Raw genomic sequence first — 19,064 nt, 5'->3', positions numbered from 1 at the left:
GGCTCCCCCGCAGGTCCTCCACCGGTGCCCCGCCGGACCTGTCGCCGGGTCAACTCGCTTCCTGGAAAGCCTCGTACACGCTCTTCGGGATGCGGCCCCGGGCGGGCACGTCCATCCGGTGCGAGCGCGCCCAGGCGCGCACCGCCGCCGGGTCGGGCGCGAGCGAGGTGTGCCGGTACGGAACGGGAGTCTTGCCGTGCTTGCCGGCATTTGTCTGCTTGCGGCCGGCCGCCATGAACGGGGCCAGGGCGTTCCGCAGTTTCTTTGCGTTGGACGGATTGAGGTCGATCTCGTACGACTTCCCGTCCAGGGCGAAGGTGACCGTTTCCGCCGCCGTGCCCCCGTCGATGTCGTCGGAGAGTGTGACCACTACGCGCTGCGCCACGGATATCGGTCCTTTCCTACGGCATCGACGCGTCTGACATGCGTCGATGCCGGCCTTCCGGCTGTGAGCGCGGATGCGGGCCGACTGTTGTCGGTGCTCCGGGGCAATGCTGCATTCCCCGGTAATCATTTGTACAGCGAGTGGTACCGCATTGTGAAGCCCGTCCAATTACTTCCGCGTGTCCGCCCGCTATGTGTGCCGCTCGTGAGCATTTGTTTCGCGGCTTTTCCACCGTCCGGCGATCGGCCGATATCTGGACGTGATCTATCCCGTTTCATATCTACCCGCGTAGAATTTCCGGCCAGGTACGCTGAGTGGACCCGCGGGGGTCCGGGGTACCCCCTCCGGAGAAACAGCCGCACCACACCACCACACCGGGAGTGCCAGTGGCACGCGTCGTAGTCGACGTCATGCTCAAGCCCGAGATCCTCGACCCGCAGGGACAGGCGGTGCAGCGCGCACTGCCCCGTCTCGGCTTCGAGGGAATCGCGGACGTACGTCAGGGAAAGCGTTTCGAGCTGCAGGTCAAGGGGCCGGTCGATGACGCCGCCCTCGCCCGTATTCACGAGATGGCGGAGACGTTCCTCGCCAACACCGTGATCGAGGACTTCACCGTCAAGGTGGAGAACGCCGAGGAGTCGAAGTGACTGCTCGTATCGGAGTCGTCACCTTTCCGGGCACGCTCGATGACCAGGACGCCCTCCGGGCCGTTCGCGTCGCGGGCGCGGAGCCCGTATCGCTGTGGCACCGCGACAAGGACCTGCACCAGGTCGACGCGGTGATCCTGGCGGGCGGTTTCTCGTACGGCGACTATCTGCGCGCCGGAGCCATCTCCCGGTTCTCGCCGGTCATGGAGACGGTGATCGAGCAGGCGAAGGCGGGCCTGCCGGTCCTCGGCATCTGCAACGGCTTCCAGATCCTGACCGAGGCGCACCTGCTGCCCGGCGCGATGCTGCGCAACAACCACCTGCACTTCATCTGCCGCGACCAGACCCTGCGCGTCGAGAACGCGGAGACCGCCTGGACCTCGGACTACTCCGCGGGCCAGGAGATCTCCGTACCGCTCAAGAACATGGACGGCCGCTACACCGCCGACGAGCACACGCTCGACGCGCTGGAGGCCGAGGGCCGCGTCGCCTTCCGCTACGTGGGCCACAACCCGAACGGCTCGCTGCGCGACATCGCCGGCATCACCAACGCCGCGGGCAACGTCGTCGGCCTGATGCCGCACCCGGAGCACGCCGTGGAGCCGCTGGTCGGCACCGGTCGCACCGACGGTCTCGGTTTCTTCACCTCGATCATCAAGAAGCTGGTCAACGCATGAGCCTGGACACGGTCGAGCACGCGGCCGAAACCCCGGACACCGCGCAGCCCTGGAAGGAACTCGGCCTCAAGGAGGACGAGTACGCGCGTATCCGCGAGATCCTGGGCCGCCGTCCCACCGGTGCCGAGCTCGCCATGTACTCCGTGATGTGGTCCGAGCACTGCTCTTACAAGAGCAGCAAGGTCCACCTCAAGCAGTTCGGCGAGAAGGTCCCGGAGAACGACGCGATGCTCGTCGGCATCGGCGAGAACGCCGGTGTGGTCGACGTCGGTCAGGGGTACGCGGTCACCTTCAAGGTCGAGTCGCACAACCACCCCTCGTACATCGAGCCCTACCAGGGCGCGGCGACCGGTGTCGGCGGCATCGTCCGCGACATCCTCGCCATGGGCGCCCGCCCGGTCGCCGTCGTGGACCCGCTGCGCTTCGGTGCGGCCGACCACCCGGACACCAAGCGGGTCCTGCCGGGTGTGGTCGCGGGCATCGGCGGGTACGGCAACTGCCTCGGTCTGCCGAATATCGGCGGCGAGGTCGTTTTCGACTCCTGCTATCAGGGAAACCCGCTCGTCAACGCCGGCTGCATCGGTGTGATGAAGCACGAGGACATCCACCTCGCGCAGGCTTCCGGGCCCGGCAACAAGGTCATCCTGTACGGCGCCCGCACCGGCGGCGACGGCATCGGCGGTGTCTCCGTGCTGGCCTCGGAGACCTTCGAGTCGACCGGCCCGGCCAAGCGCCCGGCCGTCCAGGTCGGCGACCCGTTCCAGGAGAAGCTCCTCATCGAGTGCACCCTGGAGATCTTCAAGGAGAAGCTCGTCGCGGGCATCCAGGACCTCGGCGGCGCCGGGCTCTCCTGCGCCACGTCCGAGCTGGCCTCCGCGGGCTCCGGCGGCATGCGCGTCGAGCTCGACACCGTGCCGCTGCGCGACTCCTCCCTCTCGCCCGAGGAAATCCTCATGAGCGAGTCGCAGGAGCGCATGTGCGCCATCGTCGAGCCGCAGCACGTCGACCGCTTCCTGGAGATCTGCGAGAAGTGGGACGTCATCGCCACCGTCATCGGTGAGGTGACCGAGGGCTCGCAGCTGGAGATCTTCTGGCACGGCGAGCAGATCGTGGATGTGCCGCCGCGGTCCGTCGCCCACGAGGGCCCGACGTACCACCGCCCGTTCGCCCGCCCGTCCTGGCAGGACGCGCTCCAGGCCGACGACGCCGGCAAGCTGGCCCGCCCGGCGAACGGCGCGGAGCTGCGCGAGCAGGTCCTCAAGCTGGTCGCCTCGCCGAACCAGGCGTCGAAGTCCTGGATCACGGACCAGTACGACCGGTTCGTGCAGGGCAACACCGTGCTCGCGATGCCCGAGGACGCCGGCATGGTCCGCATCGACGAGGAGTCCAACCTCGGCGTGGCCATGGCGACCGACGGCAACGGCCGGTACGCGAAGCTCGACCCCTACACCGGTGCGCAGCTCGCGCTGGCGGAGTCGTACCGGAACGTCGCCGCGACCGGCGCCAAGCCGCTCGCGATCTCGGACTGCCTGAACTTCGGTTCGCCCGAGGACCCGGACGTCATGTGGCAGTTCGCCGAGGCCACCCGCGGTCTCGCGGACGGCTGCCTGGAGCTGGGCACTCCGGTCACCGGCGGCAACGTCTCGCTGTACAACCAGACCGGTGAGACGGCGATCCACCCGACGCCGGTCGTGGCCGTGCTCGGTGTGATCGATGACGTCACGCGGCGTACGCCGGTCGCCTTCGGGGAAGAGGGCCAGCTCCTCTACCTGCTGGGTGACACGCGTGAGGAGTTCGGCGGCTCGGCCTGGTCCGAGGTCGTCCACAACCACCTCGGCGGGATGCCGCCCAAGGTGGACCTGGGCCGCGAGAAGCTGCTCGCCGAGATCCTGATCTCGGCCTCCCGCGACGGCATGATCGACGCGGCGCACGACGTGTCGGACGGCGGTCTGATCCAGGCGGTCACCGAGTCCTGCCTGCGCGGCGGGAAGGGTGCCCGGCTGGTCGTGCCGGACGGCCTCGACGCGTTCACGCTGCTGTTCTCCGAGTCCGCGGGCCGCGCGGTCGTCTCGGTGCCGCGCAGCGAGGAGCTGCGGTTCAACGACATGTGCGGGGCGCGCGGTCTGCCCGTGACCCGCATCGGTGTCGTGGACGGCGACGCGATCGAGATCCAGGGCGAGTTCAGCATCCCGCTGAGCGAGCTGCGCACGGCGCACGAGGAGACGATCCCGGCGTTGCTCGCGTAGTTCCCGGACAGCACACGCCGAAACCCCCGACCGGTTCTGCCCGGTCGGGGGTTTTCGCGTGGTGCGTACGGGGAACTGCGGGGCCTCGATGGGGGGTTCGGCCCTTGCCCGTACGGGGAAGAGTCAGGCCCTTGTACGGGCGCCGGGCAGCCGGATCGCCAGGATCAGGGCGAAGAGCATGGCGCCGGTGGCGCAGGCGAAGACCACGTCCGTCGAGGAGACGAAGGCGTCCAGGGCCTGGTCGCGGGCGGTCCCGGTGAGGTGGCCGATGCCGCTGGTCGTTCCGCCGGGGCCCTCGGCGGCGTAGACCCTGGTGAGTACGGCTCCGAAGAGGGAGGCGCCCAGGGCCGTGCCGAGGGTCTGGAAGAAGCGGACGCCGGTGGTGGCGACGCCCAGCTGGGCCGGCGGGGCGGTGTCCTGGACGAGCTCGATCAGTTGGCCGATGAGCTGGCCGAAGCCGATCCCCATGAGCAGCAGCGCGCCGCGCACGGTCCACAGGTTGGTGTCCGTGTCGAGCGTGGTCAGCAGGGCGAGAGCGGCCGAGGCGAAGATTGTGCCGCTGACGACGAAGGTCTTCTGTGACCAGCCGGCCGCGACCAGGCGCCCCGAGACGAGCCCGACGACGGTCATGCCGATCGCCATCGGGACCAGGAAGAGACCGGCCGACGTCGCGGCGACCTGGCGGACCACCTGGAGGTAGATCATCACGTAGACGATCGACCCCATCATCGCGACGCCGACCAGACCCTGGATCGCGAAGCCGTACCGCATGAGCCGCAGCCGGAAGAGCGAGAGCGGCAGGATCGGTTCGGCGGCGGTGGCCTGGCGCCAGAGGAACAGGCCGAGCGCGGCGACGGCGGCGACGGCGAGGCCGACGATGACCGGCGAGGTCCACGCGTAGTCCTCGCCGCCCCACTCGGTGACCAGGAGCAGCGCGGTGGAGAAGGCGGCGGCGAGACCGGCGCCGAGGAAGTCGATGCGGCGGCGCGTGGTGTGGACGGGGAGCTTCACCACGAAGACCGCGGCGATCAGGACGGCGATGCCGACGGGCAGGTTGACGTAGAAGATCCAGCGCCAGCCCGCGTGGTCGGCCAGGGCACCGCCCAGCCAGGGGCCGAGCGCCATGCCGGCACCGGCGATGATCCCGCCGATGCTGCCCCTCTTGTCGCCGCCCTTGGGCTCGGCGCCCTCGCCCTCCTTCGGGCCCGCCGTGCCGAGCTGACGGAGGACGACCATGGTGACGCTCATCAGCCCGCCGCCGCCGATGCCCTGGAAGGCGCGGGCGGCGATCAGCTCGCCCATGGACTGGGCCATTCCGCAGAGCGCGGAGCCGGTGAGGAAGGTGGCGAGCGCTCCGATGAAGACCTTCTTCGAGCCGAGGGTGTCGCAGAGCTTGCCGTACAGGGGCAGTGCGGCGGTCGCGGCGAGCTGGTAGGCGGCGATCAGCCAGGGGATCCGGTCGACGCCGTGGACCGGATCGAGGTCGCGGACGATCGGAACGGTCGCCGAGGACACGATGTTCGAGTCCAGTACGGCCAGCAGGATCGTGACGATGCAGAGCGCCACGGCGATCGTGACGCTCCGGCCGCCGGCCTGCTGTCCGTCCGCGGTCGTGTGCCGTGGCGCGGGCGCTGTGGCTGATCCGGGCATGAGTGGGCTCCCCCCTGCTGGGCGGTGCTGACGCGCACCGCTGTGGTCGCCTCCACTGTCCACCGTTTTTGTGTACCCAGTCAAGTTTTCATCCAGGATCAATTTTCATCCTGGTACAGTGAGGTCATGACCGAGGGGATGGGCCTGCGCGAGCGCAAGAAGAGGGAAACCCGGCGGCGGCTGCTGGAAACGGCCACCAAGCTCTTTTCCGAGCGCGGGTTCGATCAGGTCTCCGTCGCGGAGATCGCCGACGCGGCCGATGTATCGAAGATGACCGTCTTCAACTACTTCGACAGCAAGGAAGACCTGGTCTTCGCGCCGTTGGAGGAGCACGTCGACGACGCCGCCCGGATCGTGCGGGAGCGCGCGCCCGGTGAATCGGTGGTCGCGGCGTTGCGCCGGCAGTTCGTGGAGGCCATCGAGCGTCACGATCCTTCGGTGGGGATGGGGGACCACCCGCTGGCACTGGGCATCGTGCGGCTCATCGTGGAGACGCCCGCCCTGCTCGCCCGCGCCCACTCCTTTTTCGTACGTACGCAGGACCAGCTCACCGAGGCCCTGATCGAGGAGGGCGAGGAGCCGGTCATCGCGCGCATCGTCGCTTCCCAGCTCCTCGGTACGCGAAACGCCCTGCTCACCGAGAACCGCAGGCGCCTGCTGGCCGGCGAACCGGCCGACGCGGTCGTCGCCGACGCCGTCGCCCTCGCCCACCGGGGCTTCGACCTGCTGGAGAAGGGCCTCGGCGACTACGCGACGCGCACCTGACCCGGGGGCGCCGCAGACACGGGGCGGACGCCCTGTCAGTGCCCCGTCGTAGGCTCCCCGGCATGCCGCCCTCGCAGAAGCGCGCCCGCCGCTACGACCCGGCCAGGACCCGCACCGCGGTCCTCGCCCAGTTCGCCCACGTCCGGGACGGCGTGCGCACGCTCACCCCGCAGCAGCTCGCCGCGCCGAGCGGACTCGGTGACTGGACGGTGCGCGAGCTAGCCGCGCACGTCACCATGGCCCTCTCACACGTCAGCCAGACGCTGGAGCTTCCCGCACCGGCCCTTGCCAAACCCGAGGTGTCCCTCCTGGAGTGGCCGTTCACCACAGCGTCCCGCGCCGACAAGATCGCGGACGACACCACCGAACGGGCCGCCGCCGTCCCCGACCTGGACGCGCTCTACGCGGAGGTCGCCGCCCGCTTCGAGACCCTGGTCGCCGGCGCATCCGAGGACCGGCTGCTGGCCACCCGGGTCGGGGCGATGCGCCTCGGCGACTTCCTGGTCACCCGCACCGTGGAGCTGGTCGTCCACACCGGGGACCTCAACGAGGCGACCGGGCTCTCCGTCCCGTACGACCGGCAGGCGCTCGCCGCGTGCAGCCGGTTTCTCGCCGACGCGCTGGCCGAGAGGGCGCCCGGCGGTTCGGTCGAGGTCCGGGTGCCGCCGTTCGCGGTGGTGCAGTGCGTCCAGGGGCCACGCCACACCCGGGGCACCCCGCCCAACGTCATCGAGACCGACCCGCTCACCTGGATACGGCTCGCGACCGGGCGTACGGAGTGGGCACGGGAGGTCGAAGCGGCCAAGGTCGCCGCGAGTGGCGAGCGCGCGGATCTCTCCGAGCTGCTGCCGCTGATGGGCTGACCCCGCCCCCGGACGCCCGGCGGACGTCCCGAGATGCCGCATACCGGGCGCCCACGGTGTGAGGCTCGCCACGAAACGACCGGTCGGGCTGGTTGCTCCCGACGCCCGGGAACCGGCTCACGCAGTGCCACGAGGGGCCGTTTCGTGGAGTCTTCCGGGTGGCCGGAACCTGTCGGTGGAGGGCCGGTGATCCGGGCGCCGCCTGCCCTGCGGCGGTCGCCGCGCGTAGATCGGGGAAGGCCCGCGACTACCGTGTGTGACTGTTCCGAGGGCTCCGGGAGAGGACTTCCAAGGCGCCTCGCCGGTGGTGGGGCCGGGGATCCCCAATTCGGACCAGTGGTCGATCTCCCCTACACTCGATGGCGTGCCTCGTGGTGATGGACGACTCAACCACGACCTGCTCCCCGGAGAGAAGGGCCCCCAGGACGCTTGCGGCGTCTTCGGTGTCTGGGCTCCGGGCGAAGAGGTCGCCAAGCTCACCTATTTCGGACTGTATGCCCTGCAGCACCGTGGACAGGAGTCCGCGGGCATCGCAGTGAGCAACGGGTCCCAGATCCTGGTCTTCAAGGACATGGGACTGGTCTCGCAGGTCTTCGACGAAACCTCCCTGGGATCGCTCCAGGGCCATATCGCGGTCGGTCATGCCCGCTACTCCACCACCGGTGCCTCGGTGTGGGAGAACGCGCAGCCGACGTTCCGTGCGACCGCGCACGGCTCGATCGCCCTCGGTCACAACGGGAACCTGGTCAACACGGCCCAGCTCGCGGAGATGGTCGCCGACCTCCCGCGCAAGGACGGCCGTGCCACCCAGGTCGCCGCGACCAACGACACCGACCTGGTGACCGCGCTGCTCGCCGGCCAGACCGACGACGACGGCAAGCCGCTGACCATCGAGGAGGCCGCCGCCAAGGTGCTTCCCGAGGTGCGGGGCGCCTTCTCCCTGGTCTTCATGGACGAACACACGCTCTACGCCGCCCGTGACCCGCAGGGCATCCGCCCGCTGGTCCTCGGCCGCCTGGAGCGCGGCTGGGTCGTCGCGTCGGAGTCCGCCGCCCTCGACATCTGCGGCGCCAGCTACGTCCGCGAGATCGAGCCGGGCGAGATGGTCGCCATCGACGAGAACGGTCTGCGTACCTCGCGATTCGCGGAAGCGAAGCCCAAGGGCTGCGTCTTCGAGTACGTCTACCTGGCGCGCCCCGACACCGACATCGCGGGCCGCAACGTCTACCTCTCCCGAGTGGAGATGGGTCGCAGGCTGGCCGTCGAGGCGCCCGTCGAGGCGGATCTGGTCATAGCGACGCCGGAGTCCGGGACCCCGGCCGCCATCGGTTACGCGGAGGCCAGCGGGATTCCGTTCGGTGCCGGCCTGGTGAAGAACGCCTATGTGGGCCGGACCTTCATCCAGCCGTCCCAGACGATCCGCCAGCTGGGCATCCGCCTCAAGCTGAACCCGCTCAAGGAAGTCATCAAGGGCAAGCGCCTGGTGGTCGTGGACGACTCGATCGTCCGCGGCAACACCCAGCGCGCACTGGTCCGGATGCTCCGTGAGGCAGGCGCCGCCGAGATCCACATCCGGATCTCGTCCCCGCCGGTGAAGTGGCCCTGCTTCTTCGGCATCGACTTCGCGACCCGCGCCGAGCTGATCGCCAACGGCATGTCCGTCGAGGAGATCGGCACGTCGATGGGCGCCGACTCGCTCGCGTACATCTCGATCGACTCGATGATCGAGGCGACGACGATCGACAAGCCGAACCTGTGCCGCGCCTGCTTCGACGGCGAGTACCCGATGGAGCTCCCGGACCCGGAGCTGCTCGGCAAGCAGCTGCTGGAGACCGAGCTGGCGGCGGGCCCCGCGGCGACCGCGGCGTCCGACGCGCTGCGGCGTCCGTGATCCGGACCGTCCGGCAGCCCTTCCCCCAGCCCCGTATCTCCACACGAAAGATCCCAGGCAATGTCTGAGACAACAGGTGCTTCCTACGCGGCAGCGGGCGTCGACATCGAGGCCGGCGACCGCGCCGTCGAGCTGATGAAGGAGTGGGTGAAGAAGACGCAGCGCCCCGAGGTCGCGGGTCTCGGTGGCCTCGGCGGCTTCGCCGGCCTCTTCGACGCCTCGGCGCTCAAGCGTTACGAGCGTCCGCTCCTGGCCTCCGCCACGGACGGCGTCGGGACCAAGGTCGACCTCGCCCGCCAGATGGGCGTGTACGACACGATCGGCCACGACCTCGTCGGCATGGTCGTGGACGACCTCGTCGTCTGCGGCGCCGAGCCGCTGTTCATGACCGACTACATCTGCGTCGGCAAGGTGCATCCCGAGCGTGTCGCGGCCATCGTCAAGGGCATCGCCGAGGGCTGTGTGCTGGCCGGCTGCGCGCTGGTCGGCGGCGAGACGGCCGAGCACCCGGGTCTGCTGGGCGCGGACGATTTCGACGTGGCCGGAGCCGGTACGGGCGTGGTCGAGGCCGACCGCCTGCTGGGCCCCGAACGCATCCGCGAGGGTGACGCCGTGATCGCCATGGCGTCCTCCGGGCTTCACTCGAACGGGTACTCGCTCGTCCGCCACGTGGTGTTCGACCGGGCCGGCTGGGCGCTGGACCGTCAGGTCGAGGAGTTCGGCCGGACCCTGGGCGAGGAGCTCCTGGAACCGACCCGGATCTACTCGTTGGACTGCCTGGCCCTCACCCGTACGACCGAGGTGCACGGCTTCAGCCACGTCACCGGCGGCGGCCTGGCCAACAACCTGGCGCGGGTCATCCCGGACACCCTGCACGCGACGGTGGACCGCTCCACGTGGACCCCGGGCGCGGTGTTCGACCTCGTCGGCAAGGCCGGTCAGGTCGAGCAGCTGGAGCTGGAGAAGACGCTGAACATGGGCGTCGGCATGATCGCGGTCGTCCCCGCCGAGTCCGTGGACGCGGCCCTCATGACGCTGGCCGACCGGGGTGTCGACTCCTGGGTCGCCGGCGAGATCACCGCCCGGGGCGACCACGCGACCGGCGCCGAGCTGGTGGGTTCGTACGCACGTTGAGCGGGAACACCGGTCGGGCCGACGGGCCCGGCCGGTCACCGGCCGCCTCGCCTTTCCCGTACACAGGCAGCACGAAACTCCCGTACACCGGCAGCACAAAACCCGGTCCGGAGGAGCTCCGAACCGGGGTGATGTGTCAGCGCGAGGTCAAGCGCCGCGGCGCTTGGACGACGGACCGGACTGGTCGTTCTCGTCCTCGTCCTCGTCGTTGTTGTACAGATCCGCGTACTGTGCGTACGGGTCATCTTCCTCGTCGTCATCCTCGAACGGCTCCGCGTTCGGTGGCTGACTCGAAGTCGATGCGCCCAGCTCATTGGCCAGACGCGACAGGTCCGTCCCGCCGCTGCTGTACTTCAGCTGGCGGGCGACCTTTGTCTGCTTGGCCTTTGCCCGGCCGCGCCCCATGGCTCGACCCCCTCGGTGACGGGGCTCGACGGCCCCAGAGTCTTGACACGCGTTCATGTTTCAGGACGGACTCTCGGCAGAGAGACCGTGCCTGTAGAGCTTTAACGGTACCTGCTTCCGCGGCCATACGGTACGCCGCCCGCATCACGCGCCCCGGAAGAGGACCCACGAGACGCCCCGTCCTCGCTGGTCAACTGCGATTTTAACCTCTTATCGGCAGGCGACCCGCCGACCGGCGTGAGTCTTGTCTCGCCGGTCGGCGGGCCGCGGCCCCACGGAGGGGTGCCGGCTCAGCGGCGGCGGGCGTCCGCCATCCGCTGTTCGGCGATCCGGTCGGCCGCCGCGGCCGGCGGAATGCCGTCTTCCTTCGCACGTGCGAATATGGCCAACGTGGTGTCGAAGATCTTCGTGGCCTTCGCCTTGCACCGGTCGAAGTCGAAGCCGTGCAGCTCGTCGGCGACCTGGATGACCCCGCCCGCGTTCACCACGTAGTCGGGCGCGTACAGGATGGCGCGGTCGGCCAGGTCCTTCTCGACGCCCGGGTGCGCGAGCTGGTTGTTGGCCGCGCCGCACACCACCTTCGCGGTGAGTACCGGCACGGTGTTGTCGTTGAGGGCGCCGCCCAGCGCGCAGGGGGCGTAGATGTCCAGGCCCTCGGTACGGATCAGCGCCTCGGTGTCCGCCGCGACGGCGACCTCGGGGTGCTTGTCGGTGATCCGGCGGACGGACTCCTCGCGCACGTCGGTGATCACGACCTCGGCGCCGTCCGAGAGCAGGTGCTCGACCAGGTAGTGGCCGACCTTGCCGACACCGGCGACCCCCACTTTCCGGCCACGCAGCGTCGGGTCGCCCCACAGGTGCTGGGCCGAGGCCCGCATGCCCTGGAAGACGCCGAACGCGGTGAGCACCGACGAGTCGCCGGCGCCGCCGTTCTCGGGCGAGCGGCCGGTGGTCCAGCGGCACTCGCGGGCCACGACGTCCATGTCGGCGACGTAGGTGCCGACATCGCAGGCCGTCACGTACCGGCCGCCGAGCGAGGCGACGAACCGGCCGTAGGCCAGCAGCAGTTCCTCGCTCTTGATCTGCTCGGGGTCGCCGATGATGACGGCCTTGCCGCCACCGTGGTCGAGCCCGGCCAGGGCGTTCTTGTACGACATGCCGCGCGCCAGGTTCAGCGCGTCGGCGACGGCTTCGGCCTCGGAGGCGTACGGGTAGAAGCGGGTGCCGCCGAGGGCGGGGCCCAGGGCGGTGGAGTGGAGGGCGATGACGGCCCTGAGGCCGCTGGCCCGGTCCTGGCAGAGGACGACTTGCTCGTGTCCGCCCTGGTCCGAGTGGAACAGGGTGTGCAGGACATCGACAGGCGCGCCGGTCACATCGGTCACTGTGGTGACTCCCAAGTACGAAGCGGCGGAAAGACCCTCCTGAAGGTGGGGAGGGCCCGCCGGACCGGCCGTACGGACGGCCCGGCTGGGCAAGAGCGTAAGTCCTACCCCCACGTAGATCTGTTCCAGTGCCAAGGATCACCCCCCACCGGGGGACGGGCGTGACACGATCACCGCATGTCGGTGGTGTCTTCGGTGCTGGTTCCCTACGCGTCCTACCTCCGGGTGTACGAGCCACTGGCGGCCTTCCCGGAGGGCGAGCGCGCCCACTGGGCCCGCTACGCGGCCCGCGACCGGATGCCCACGGCACAGGACGAACTCAGGCGCTCGCTGGCCGACTTGGTGGCGACCCCGCCCGCCGGTGTGCCGGCGCACGAGAGCGCCGACGCGTTCGTGGCCGAGGTGGACGGCGCGGTGTGCGTGTGCCCGTGGCGGACCCGGCTGCGCGGCTGGATGGCGCTGGACGGGCTGGCGGAGCTGTTCCCCGGGCCGGTGCTCGACGCGGTGCTGCCTCCGGTCGTGCGCGGCCAGGCGCTGGCCGACCACGAGCGGTGGGCGGAGCGCAATCCGGACGCCCGGCCGTGGATCAGGACGGCGGTGTGGCAGGTCCCGGTGCGCTGGTTCGTGCTGTTCGCGGACGAGGAGCGGGAGCATGTGGTGGCCGGGCCGGACGGGGAACCTCCGGTGTTCCGGTACCGGACGCCGATGGTCGAGGCGCGGCGCCGGCTGGCCAGGTCGCTGCGGACGCTGCGGGAGACGATGGACGAGGGTCCGCTGACCGCGGGGCTCGTGGACATCGGGCGGTGGCTGGAGGAGTTCCACCCGCGCTCGCTCGTGGAGCTGGACTACGGCGGGCTCGTGCACGCACTGCCGGAGCGGGAGCTCAGCGTCGACCGGAGCGCCGCCGACGTGGCGGAGGGGATCGCCGCGCTGCGGGCGGGGGAGGCGGAGCGGGCGGCCGAGGCGTACGCGCGTCTCGCGGAGCGCTGGCGGGCCGTAAGGGACCGTCAGTTCGCCAACTGATCGCCGGGGCACTGTGCACGGACGGCTCGTGAACCGGTGTCGGATGTGACACGTGTGGGTGAAGGGGCGGAAGGGGCCCAAGGGGTGGCGGGACCTACGTCCCGAACCGGGCCTTTGCCTCAACCGTGATGGATAGCACTTACGGGGCCCTTGCGTCCTTCCCTACCCCTCGTGCCAAAATAGGACAAGGAGTCCGGTGAGGACTCCATCCGTCCATGTATGGGCGGATCACTCGGCATTGCACGCTATGGGGGGTCTGATGACCCCTGATCGCTCTGTGACTGATCGTCACGGTGGTGTGACTGTCCGCTATGGCATGGTCCATCGGCTTTCCGTCGCTGATGAACACCTGGGAGGGCAATTCCATCGGTTTGGCCGACCGGGCTGGACGGATGGTGTAGTTGTAGTGCCGAGGACAAGCCGTTCGTCCTATAACCGACTCGGCCCGCGTCCGCCATTTCGGGCAACGTGGGTCAAGGTGCAGAATTTAGAGGAAAGAACCGAGATGGTTCGGTTCTCCCGAGGAGGCCGCTCATGACCGCTCGCACCCCTGATGCCGAGCCGCTGCTGACCCCGGCTGAGGTCGCCACGATGTTCCGCGTGGACCCGAAGACGGTTACCCGTTGGGCGAAGGCAGGCAAGCTCACGTCCATCCGCACGCTCGGTGGACATCGCCGGTACCGCGAGGCAGAGGTCCGCGCACTGCTTGCGGGTATTCCGCAGCAGCGCAGCGAGGCCTGACAAACCCCCTGTCTCCCCGTCACACCTGGGCTTTTGGGTCCCCCAACCCACTTGCTCTCCCATAGCTCCATATGACGGGCGCCCGCCCCAACGGGCGCCATACCTGTGTCGTACGGGTCATGTCATCCGATCGCGCTGGACTCCGCCGGGTCCAGCGCGATTTTTTTGCGCCCGTAACGGCTCCGCCTTGCGTCTGCCCCCCCGTCGGCTTACGGCGCTGTTTGCGCAGCCCGGCCCGGCCGCAGGGGCCTCGCCGGTGGCGTCACCCGGGCCGTCGCCCTTGGTGTCGGCGGGCGATGCGGGGGTATCCGGAGGGCATCCTTCCGGGAGGTGCAATTGCACATATTAAATTCGCTAGTTGTAGGAAGGGTGTAAAGGACCCCCTTCTCAAAACTGATTCAGTGACACCCGTCACACTGCACGAGTGTTGCCAACTACGAGCCTGCCACTGTGAGGAAGCCGACGGCCGCGCCGAAGGTCATGTCGTGGGAGGACTTACGTCCTCACTTCGCGACGGCTGTACGGGGATCCTTCGGCGCATGGTGGGCGGCTCGGGCGGTCCGGCGGGCCGCCCGGGCCGCCCGGGCCGCCCGGGCCGCCCGGCGGCCCGTGGGGTCGTCACGGGCTCCATGGCGAGCCTCAGCAGCCGGGCGCAGACCGCGCAGTGTCGGGTGGGGTGCCGGTAGCCGGAGGCGGCCAGATGCGCGCGCAGCAGCGCGCGGACGTCGTGCCTGGGTGCCCTCGCGAGGCCCTGGGTCCGCTCGCGCCGGCTTTCGCCCGTGGATGCCCCCATCGCGCCACCTCCCGGTGGATGCGCGCCCCCCCGCTCCGGGAATCCGGGGGCGGCCCCTGGTTTCTGAGTACTCGTCGGCAGGCACCGCAGTCAAGACGCGCGAAAGCCCGGATCGATGCGATCCGGGCTTTCGTTCTGCGGTCCTGACGGGATTTGAACCCGCGGCCTCCACCTTGACAGGGTGGCGAGCACTCCTAACTGCTCCACAGGACCAGGTTTCGCTGCCTTCCTTGCGTCCGGCTGCGAAAACAGACTGTACAGGAGTTCAGCGGGTGCGGTCGAACTCACTCCGGGTGGCAGTCCCGTTACGGAGATGGACTAGGGTGCGGCGGCGTCGATCGCCTTCACGATCCGCTTGTCCGAGACCGGGACCGCCGTGCCCAGGGCGTGCGCGAAGTAGCTCACCCGCAGTTCCTCGATCATCCAGCGGATGTCCAGCACCTCCTGCGGGACGGGCCGGCCCTTGGGCAACTGCTCCAGCAGCCAGGCGTACTCGTCCTGCATCTCGTGGACCTTCTCCATGCGCGTGGTGTCGCGCTGGACGTTGGTCGGCATCTGCTGGAGCCTGCGGTCCTCCGCCACGAGGTAGCGCATCAGGTCGGGCAGCCTGCGCAGCCCGGTCGCGGTGACGAAGCCGGGCGGCATCAGGCGCGCCAGGTGGTCGCGTACGTCGGTGACGTTGTTGATCAGGACCAGGCTGTTGGTGGCCTTCAGCCGGCGCTCGCACGCCTGCCAGGCCGCCAGGATCTGCTGCACCTGGCCGATCGTGCGCACGGTCAGGTCCACGAGGTCCGCGCGCACCTTGTCGTACAGCGTCCGGAACGACGCCTCGTCCCAGGCGGGGCCGCCGTGCGCCGCGATCAGCCGGTCGGCGGCCGCCGTCGCGCAGTCGTCGAAGAGGGCCTGGATCGAGCCGTGCGGATTGCGGGACAGGGCCAGCTTCTGCTGGTTCGTCAGCTTGTCCGACGCGAACTTCGCCGGGTTCACCGGGATGTTCAGCAGGATCAGCTTCCGGGTGCCGCGCCACATCGCCTGCGCCTGCTCTGCCTCGGTGTCGAAGAGGCGCACGGCGACGGTCTCGCCCTGGTCCACGAGCGCGGGATACGCCTTGACCGGCTGGCCGGCCCTGCGCGTCTCGAAGACCTTGTTCAGCGTGCCGATCGACCAGTCCTTCAGGCCCGAGCGCTCGATGGATTCACCGGAGGGCCCCGCGGTGGCCGCGGCGGCCTTGGAGAGGGCCTGACGGGCCTTCGGGCGCAGTTGGAGCTTCAGCGCCTCCAGGTCCTTGTCCTCGGCAACCCTGCGCCGCCGCTCGTCCACGATCCGGAAGGTGATCTTGAGGTGGTCCGGGACCCGGCTCAGGTCGAAGTCGTCCGCGGTGACCGGGACCCCGACCATCCGCTGGAGCTCACGGGCCAGCGTCACCGGCAGCGGTTCCTGGAGGGGCACGGCCCGGTCCAGGAACTTGTCCGCGTAGTTCGGCGCGGGCACGTAGTGCCGGCGGATCGGCTTGGGCAGCGAGCGGATCAGTTCGGTGACGACCTCCTCGCGCAGGCCCGGGATCTGCCAGTCGAAGCCCTCCGACGTGACCTGGTTCAGCACCTGAAGCGGAATGTGGACGGTCACACCGTCGGCGTCCGCGCCCGGCTCGAACTGGTAGGTCACCCGGAACTTGAGCTTCCCCTGCCGCCAGGAGTCCGGGTAGTCGTCCTTGGTGACGGCTCCGGCCTTCTCGTTGATGAGCATCGAGCGCTCGAAGTCGAGCGCGTCCGGCTCGTCGTGCCGCTTGTGCTTCCACCAGGAGTCGAAGTGGGCGCCGGAGACGATGTGTTCGGGGATGCGCTGGTCGTAGAAGTCGAACAGCGTCTCGTCGTCCACGAGGATGTCGCGGCGCCGGGCGCGGTGCTCCAGCTCCTCGACCTCGCCGAGCAGTTTGCGGTTGTCGTGGAAGAACTGGTGGTGCGTGCGCCAGTCGCCCTCGACCAGGGCGTTGCGGATGAAGAGGTCCCGCGAGGTCTCCTGGTCGATCCGGCCGAAATTGATCTTGCGCTGGGCGACGATCGGTACGCCGTACAGCGTGACTCGCTCGTACGCCATCACCGCGGCCTGGTCCTTCTCCCAGTGCGGTTCGCTGTAGGTGCGCTTCAGCAGGTGCTGGGCCAGCGGCTCGATCCACTCCGGCTCGACCTTGGCGTTGACCCGCGCCCAGAGCCGGGACGTCTCCACGAGCTCCGCCGACATCACGAACCGTGGCTGCTTCTTGAACAGCGCCGAACCGGGGAAGATCGCGAACTTGGCGCTGCGGGCGCCCAGGTACTCGTTCTTCTCGGTGTCCTTCAGACCGATGTGCGACAGCAGCCCGGCCAGCAGCGAGGTGTGCACCGACTGCTCGGGCGCGTCCTCCTCATTGAGTTCGATCCCCATCTGCTTGGCGACCGTACGCAGCTGGGCGTAGATGTCCTGCCACTCGCGGATGCGGAGGAAGTTCAGGTACTCCTGCTTGCACATCCGGCGGAAGCTGGAGGAGCCGCGCTCCTTCTGCTGCTCGCGGATGTAGCGCCACATGTTCAGGAAGGCCAGGAAGTCGGACGTCTCGTCCTTGAACCGGGCGTGCTGCTGGTCGGCCTGTGTCTGCTTGTCGGAGGGCCGTTCGCGCGGGTCCTGGATGGAGAGCGCGGCGGCGATGACCATGACCTCGCGGACGCAGCCGTTGCGGTCGGCCTCCACGACCATACGGGCCAGGCGCGGGTCCACCGGCAGCTGCGAGAGCTTGCGGCCGAGCGGGGTGAGCCGCTTCTTCGGATCCTTCTCCCCGGGGTCGAGCGCGCCGAGCTCCTGGAGGAGCTGCACACCGTCGCGGATGTTGCGGTGGTCCGGCGGGTCGATGAAGGGGAACTTCTCGATGTCGCCGAGGCCGGCGGCGGTCATCTGGAGGATGACGGAGGCCAGGTTCGTACGGAGGATCTCCGCGTCGGTGAACTCCGGGCGGGTGAGGAAGTCGTCCTCGGAGTACAGCCGGATGCAGATGCCGTCCGAGGTACGGCCGCAGCGGCCCTTGCGCTGGTTGGCGCTGGCCTGCGAGATCCGCTCGATCGGCAGCCGCTGCACCTTGGTGCGGTGGCTGTAGCGGGAGATGCGGGCGGTGCCCGGGTCGATCACGTACTTGATGCCGGGGACGGTCAGCGAGGTCTCGGCGACGTTGGTGGCCAGCACGATCCTGCGGCCGGTGTGGCGCTGGAACACCCGGTGCTGCTCGGCGTGCGACAGGCGCGCGTAGAGGGGGAGCACCTCGGTGTTGCGCAGGTTCCGTTTGCCGAGCGCGTCGGCGGTGTCGCGGATCTCGCGCTCGCCGGAGAGGAAGACCAGGACGTCTCCGGGGCCCTCGGACTGGAGCTCGTCCACGGCGTCGCAGATCGCGGTGATCTGGTCGCGGTCGGCGTCGTCGGCGTCCTCTTCGAGCAACGGGCGGTAGCGGACCTCGACCGGATACGTACGCCCGCTGACCTCGATGATCGGGGCTTCGCCGAAGTGGCGCGAGAAGCGTTCCGGGTCGATGGTCGCGGAGGTGACGACGACCTTCAGATCGGGGCGCCTGGGCAGCAGTCGGGCCAGATAGCCGAGCAGGAAGTCGATGTTCAGCGACCGCTCGTGGGCCTCGTCAATGATGATCGTGTCGTACGCCAGCAGCTCGCGGTCCGTCTGGATCTCGGCGAGCAGGATGCCGTCCGTCATCAGCTTGACGAAGGTCGCGTCCGGGTTCACCTGGTCGGTGAAGCGGACCTTCCAGCCGACGGTCTCGCCGAGCGGCGTCTTCAGCTCGTCGGCGATCCGCTCGGCCACCGTGCGCGCGGCGATCCGGCGTGGCTGGGTGTGCCCGATCATGCCCCGGAGGCCCCGGCCCAGCTCCATGCAGATCTTGGGGATCTGGGTGGTCTTGCCGGAGCCGGTCTCACCGGCGACGATCACGACCTGGTGGTCGCGTATCGCCTCCAGGATCTCGTCCTTCTTCTGGCTGACCGGGAGCTGTTCTGGGTACGTGAGGGCGGGCATCCGGCCGGCCCGCTGCGTGAGCCGCCCGGCTGCCTTGTCCGCCTGGGCGGCGATCTCGTCCAGCACGGCCCGCTGGGCCTCGGGCTTACGGATGCGGCGGGCGCCTTCGAGGCGGCGGCCGAGCCGGTTCGCGTCGCGGAGCGAGAGCTGCGCGAGCCGGGACTGGAGATCGGCGAAGGAAGTAGACATACGGATCCCAGGATCTCACCCGGGCCGGAGGAAGGGCGAACCCATTTCGGGCGGCGCTCCCCGGTGGGCCGCCGGAGACCTTCGGGAGACTTCCGGGAACGGCGAAGGCCCCGTCCACCGGACGGGGCCTTCGGGAAGTGGCTGGGGCCGGGATCGAACCGGCGACCTATCGCTTTTCAGGCGATCGCTCGTACCAACTGAGCTACCCAGCCACAAGGTTTCA

At 69.3% G+C, this 19,064-nt stretch carries 15 protein-coding genes and 2 tRNA genes; 9 read left to right on the top strand and 8 right to left on the bottom strand.

Features of this window, described 5'->3' with window-relative positions; all coding sequences use genetic code 11:
- Positions 1–49: 49 nt before the first annotated feature.
- Positions 50–385, bottom strand: coding sequence for an Lsr2 family protein (locus OG867_RS15010; protein WP_328901294.1), 336 nt, complete (start codon positions 383–385; stop codon positions 50–52).
- A gap of 386 nt (positions 386–771) precedes the next feature.
- On the opposite strand from OG867_RS15010, the gene purS reads away from it, so the two are divergent.
- From purS to purL, 3 genes are read left to right on the top strand one after another with little or no spacing between them, the layout of a single operon-like run.
- On the top strand, positions 772–1,032 hold the full coding sequence (gene purS, locus OG867_RS15005) for a phosphoribosylformylglycinamidine synthase subunit PurS (protein ID WP_406285783.1): 261 nt from the start codon (positions 772–774) through the stop codon (positions 1,030–1,032).
- The gene (gene purQ, locus OG867_RS15000) at positions 1,029–1,709 is read left to right on the top strand and encodes a phosphoribosylformylglycinamidine synthase subunit PurQ (RefSeq protein WP_328901295.1); all 681 of its coding nucleotides are present in this window, start codon (positions 1,029–1,031) and stop codon (positions 1,707–1,709) included. The genes purS and purQ overlap by 4 nt, the downstream gene beginning before the upstream one ends.
- The gene (purL, locus tag OG867_RS14995; RefSeq protein ID WP_328901296.1) at positions 1,706–3,955 is read left to right on the top strand and encodes a phosphoribosylformylglycinamidine synthase subunit PurL; all 2,250 of its coding nucleotides are present in this window, start codon (positions 1,706–1,708) and stop codon (positions 3,953–3,955) included. The genes purQ and purL overlap by 4 nt, the downstream gene beginning before the upstream one ends.
- A 123-nt stretch (positions 3,956–4,078) precedes the next feature.
- Here purL and OG867_RS14990 read toward each other — a convergent pair whose 3' ends face one another.
- Complete coding sequence (locus tag OG867_RS14990) at positions 4,079–5,605, bottom strand: MFS transporter (RefSeq protein ID WP_406285779.1); 1,527 nt, start codon at positions 5,603–5,605, stop codon at positions 4,079–4,081.
- Between the two features lie 126 nt (positions 5,606–5,731).
- On the opposite strand from OG867_RS14990, the gene OG867_RS14985 reads away from it, so the two are divergent.
- The 4 genes from OG867_RS14985 to purM all read left to right on the top strand — a co-directional run bounded on the left by OG867_RS14985 (position 5,732) and on the right by purM (position 10,258).
- Entirely contained in the window at positions 5,732–6,370 is a 639-nt protein-coding gene (locus OG867_RS14985; RefSeq protein WP_406285777.1) for a TetR/AcrR family transcriptional regulator, read from the top strand.
- A 62-nt stretch (positions 6,371–6,432) separates the two neighbouring features.
- On the top strand, positions 6,433–7,233 hold the full coding sequence (locus tag OG867_RS14980) for a sterol carrier family protein (RefSeq protein ID WP_406285775.1): 801 nt from the start codon (positions 6,433–6,435) through the stop codon (positions 7,231–7,233).
- 364 nt (positions 7,234–7,597) lie between these two features.
- Positions 7,598–9,124 carry an amidophosphoribosyltransferase gene (gene purF / locus OG867_RS14975; protein WP_406285772.1) on the top strand — a complete coding sequence of 509 codons (1,527 nt, stop codon included), beginning with the start codon at positions 7,598–7,600 and terminating at the stop codon, positions 9,122–9,124.
- Between the two features lie 60 nt (positions 9,125–9,184).
- Complete coding sequence (gene purM, locus OG867_RS14970; RefSeq protein ID WP_328901301.1) at positions 9,185–10,258, top strand: phosphoribosylformylglycinamidine cyclo-ligase; 1,074 nt, start codon at positions 9,185–9,187, stop codon at positions 10,256–10,258.
- Positions 10,259–10,405: 147 nt separating this feature from the next.
- Here the strand turns inward: purM and OG867_RS14965 are convergent, their stop codons facing one another.
- Both OG867_RS14965 and OG867_RS14960 read right to left on the bottom strand, forming a co-directional pair.
- Positions 10,406–10,663, bottom strand: a complete 258-nt coding sequence (locus OG867_RS14965; RefSeq protein ID WP_018101730.1) for a DUF3073 domain-containing protein — start codon at positions 10,661–10,663, stop codon at positions 10,406–10,408.
- A 290-nt stretch (positions 10,664–10,953) separates the two neighbouring features.
- Positions 10,954–12,045: a Glu/Leu/Phe/Val dehydrogenase dimerization domain-containing protein gene (locus tag OG867_RS14960; RefSeq protein WP_328901302.1), complete on the bottom strand. Its 1,092-nt coding sequence runs from the start codon at positions 12,043–12,045 to the stop codon at positions 10,954–10,956.
- Positions 12,046–12,222: 177 nt separating this feature from the next.
- Between OG867_RS14960 and OG867_RS14955 the strand changes: the two genes are divergently transcribed.
- Both OG867_RS14955 and bldC read left to right on the top strand, forming a co-directional pair.
- Positions 12,223–13,068 (top strand): hypothetical protein, encoded by an 846-nt coding sequence (locus tag OG867_RS14955; RefSeq protein ID WP_328901303.1) that lies wholly within the window; start codon positions 12,223–12,225, stop codon positions 13,066–13,068.
- Between the two features lie 534 nt (positions 13,069–13,602).
- Positions 13,603–13,809: a developmental transcriptional regulator BldC gene (gene bldC / locus OG867_RS14950; protein WP_003949541.1), complete on the top strand. Its 207-nt coding sequence runs from the start codon at positions 13,603–13,605 to the stop codon at positions 13,807–13,809.
- Positions 13,810–14,287: 478 nt separating this feature from the next.
- Here bldC and OG867_RS14945 read toward each other — a convergent pair whose 3' ends face one another.
- The 4 genes from OG867_RS14945 to OG867_RS14930 form a co-directional block, all read right to left on the bottom strand.
- Positions 14,288–14,602, bottom strand: a complete 315-nt coding sequence (locus OG867_RS14945; protein ID WP_406285768.1) for a DUF6274 family protein — start codon at positions 14,600–14,602, stop codon at positions 14,288–14,290.
- A gap of 138 nt (positions 14,603–14,740) precedes the next feature.
- Positions 14,741–14,815: transfer RNA gene (locus OG867_RS14940), tRNA-Asp, on the bottom strand.
- A gap of 105 nt (positions 14,816–14,920) precedes the next feature.
- Complete coding sequence (gene hrpA, locus OG867_RS14935) at positions 14,921–18,841, bottom strand: ATP-dependent RNA helicase HrpA (protein ID WP_406285766.1); 3,921 nt, start codon at positions 18,839–18,841, stop codon at positions 14,921–14,923.
- A gap of 138 nt (positions 18,842–18,979) precedes the next feature.
- Positions 18,980–19,053 (bottom strand) — tRNA-Phe (locus tag OG867_RS14930).
- Between the last annotated feature and the right edge of the window lie 11 nt (positions 19,054–19,064).

This window comes from Streptomyces sp. NBC_00209, assembly GCF_045206345.1.
Taxonomy (GTDB): Bacteria; Actinomycetota; Actinomycetes; order Streptomycetales; family Streptomycetaceae; genus Streptomyces.
This window is presented reverse-complemented; position numbering and strand designations above follow the sequence as displayed.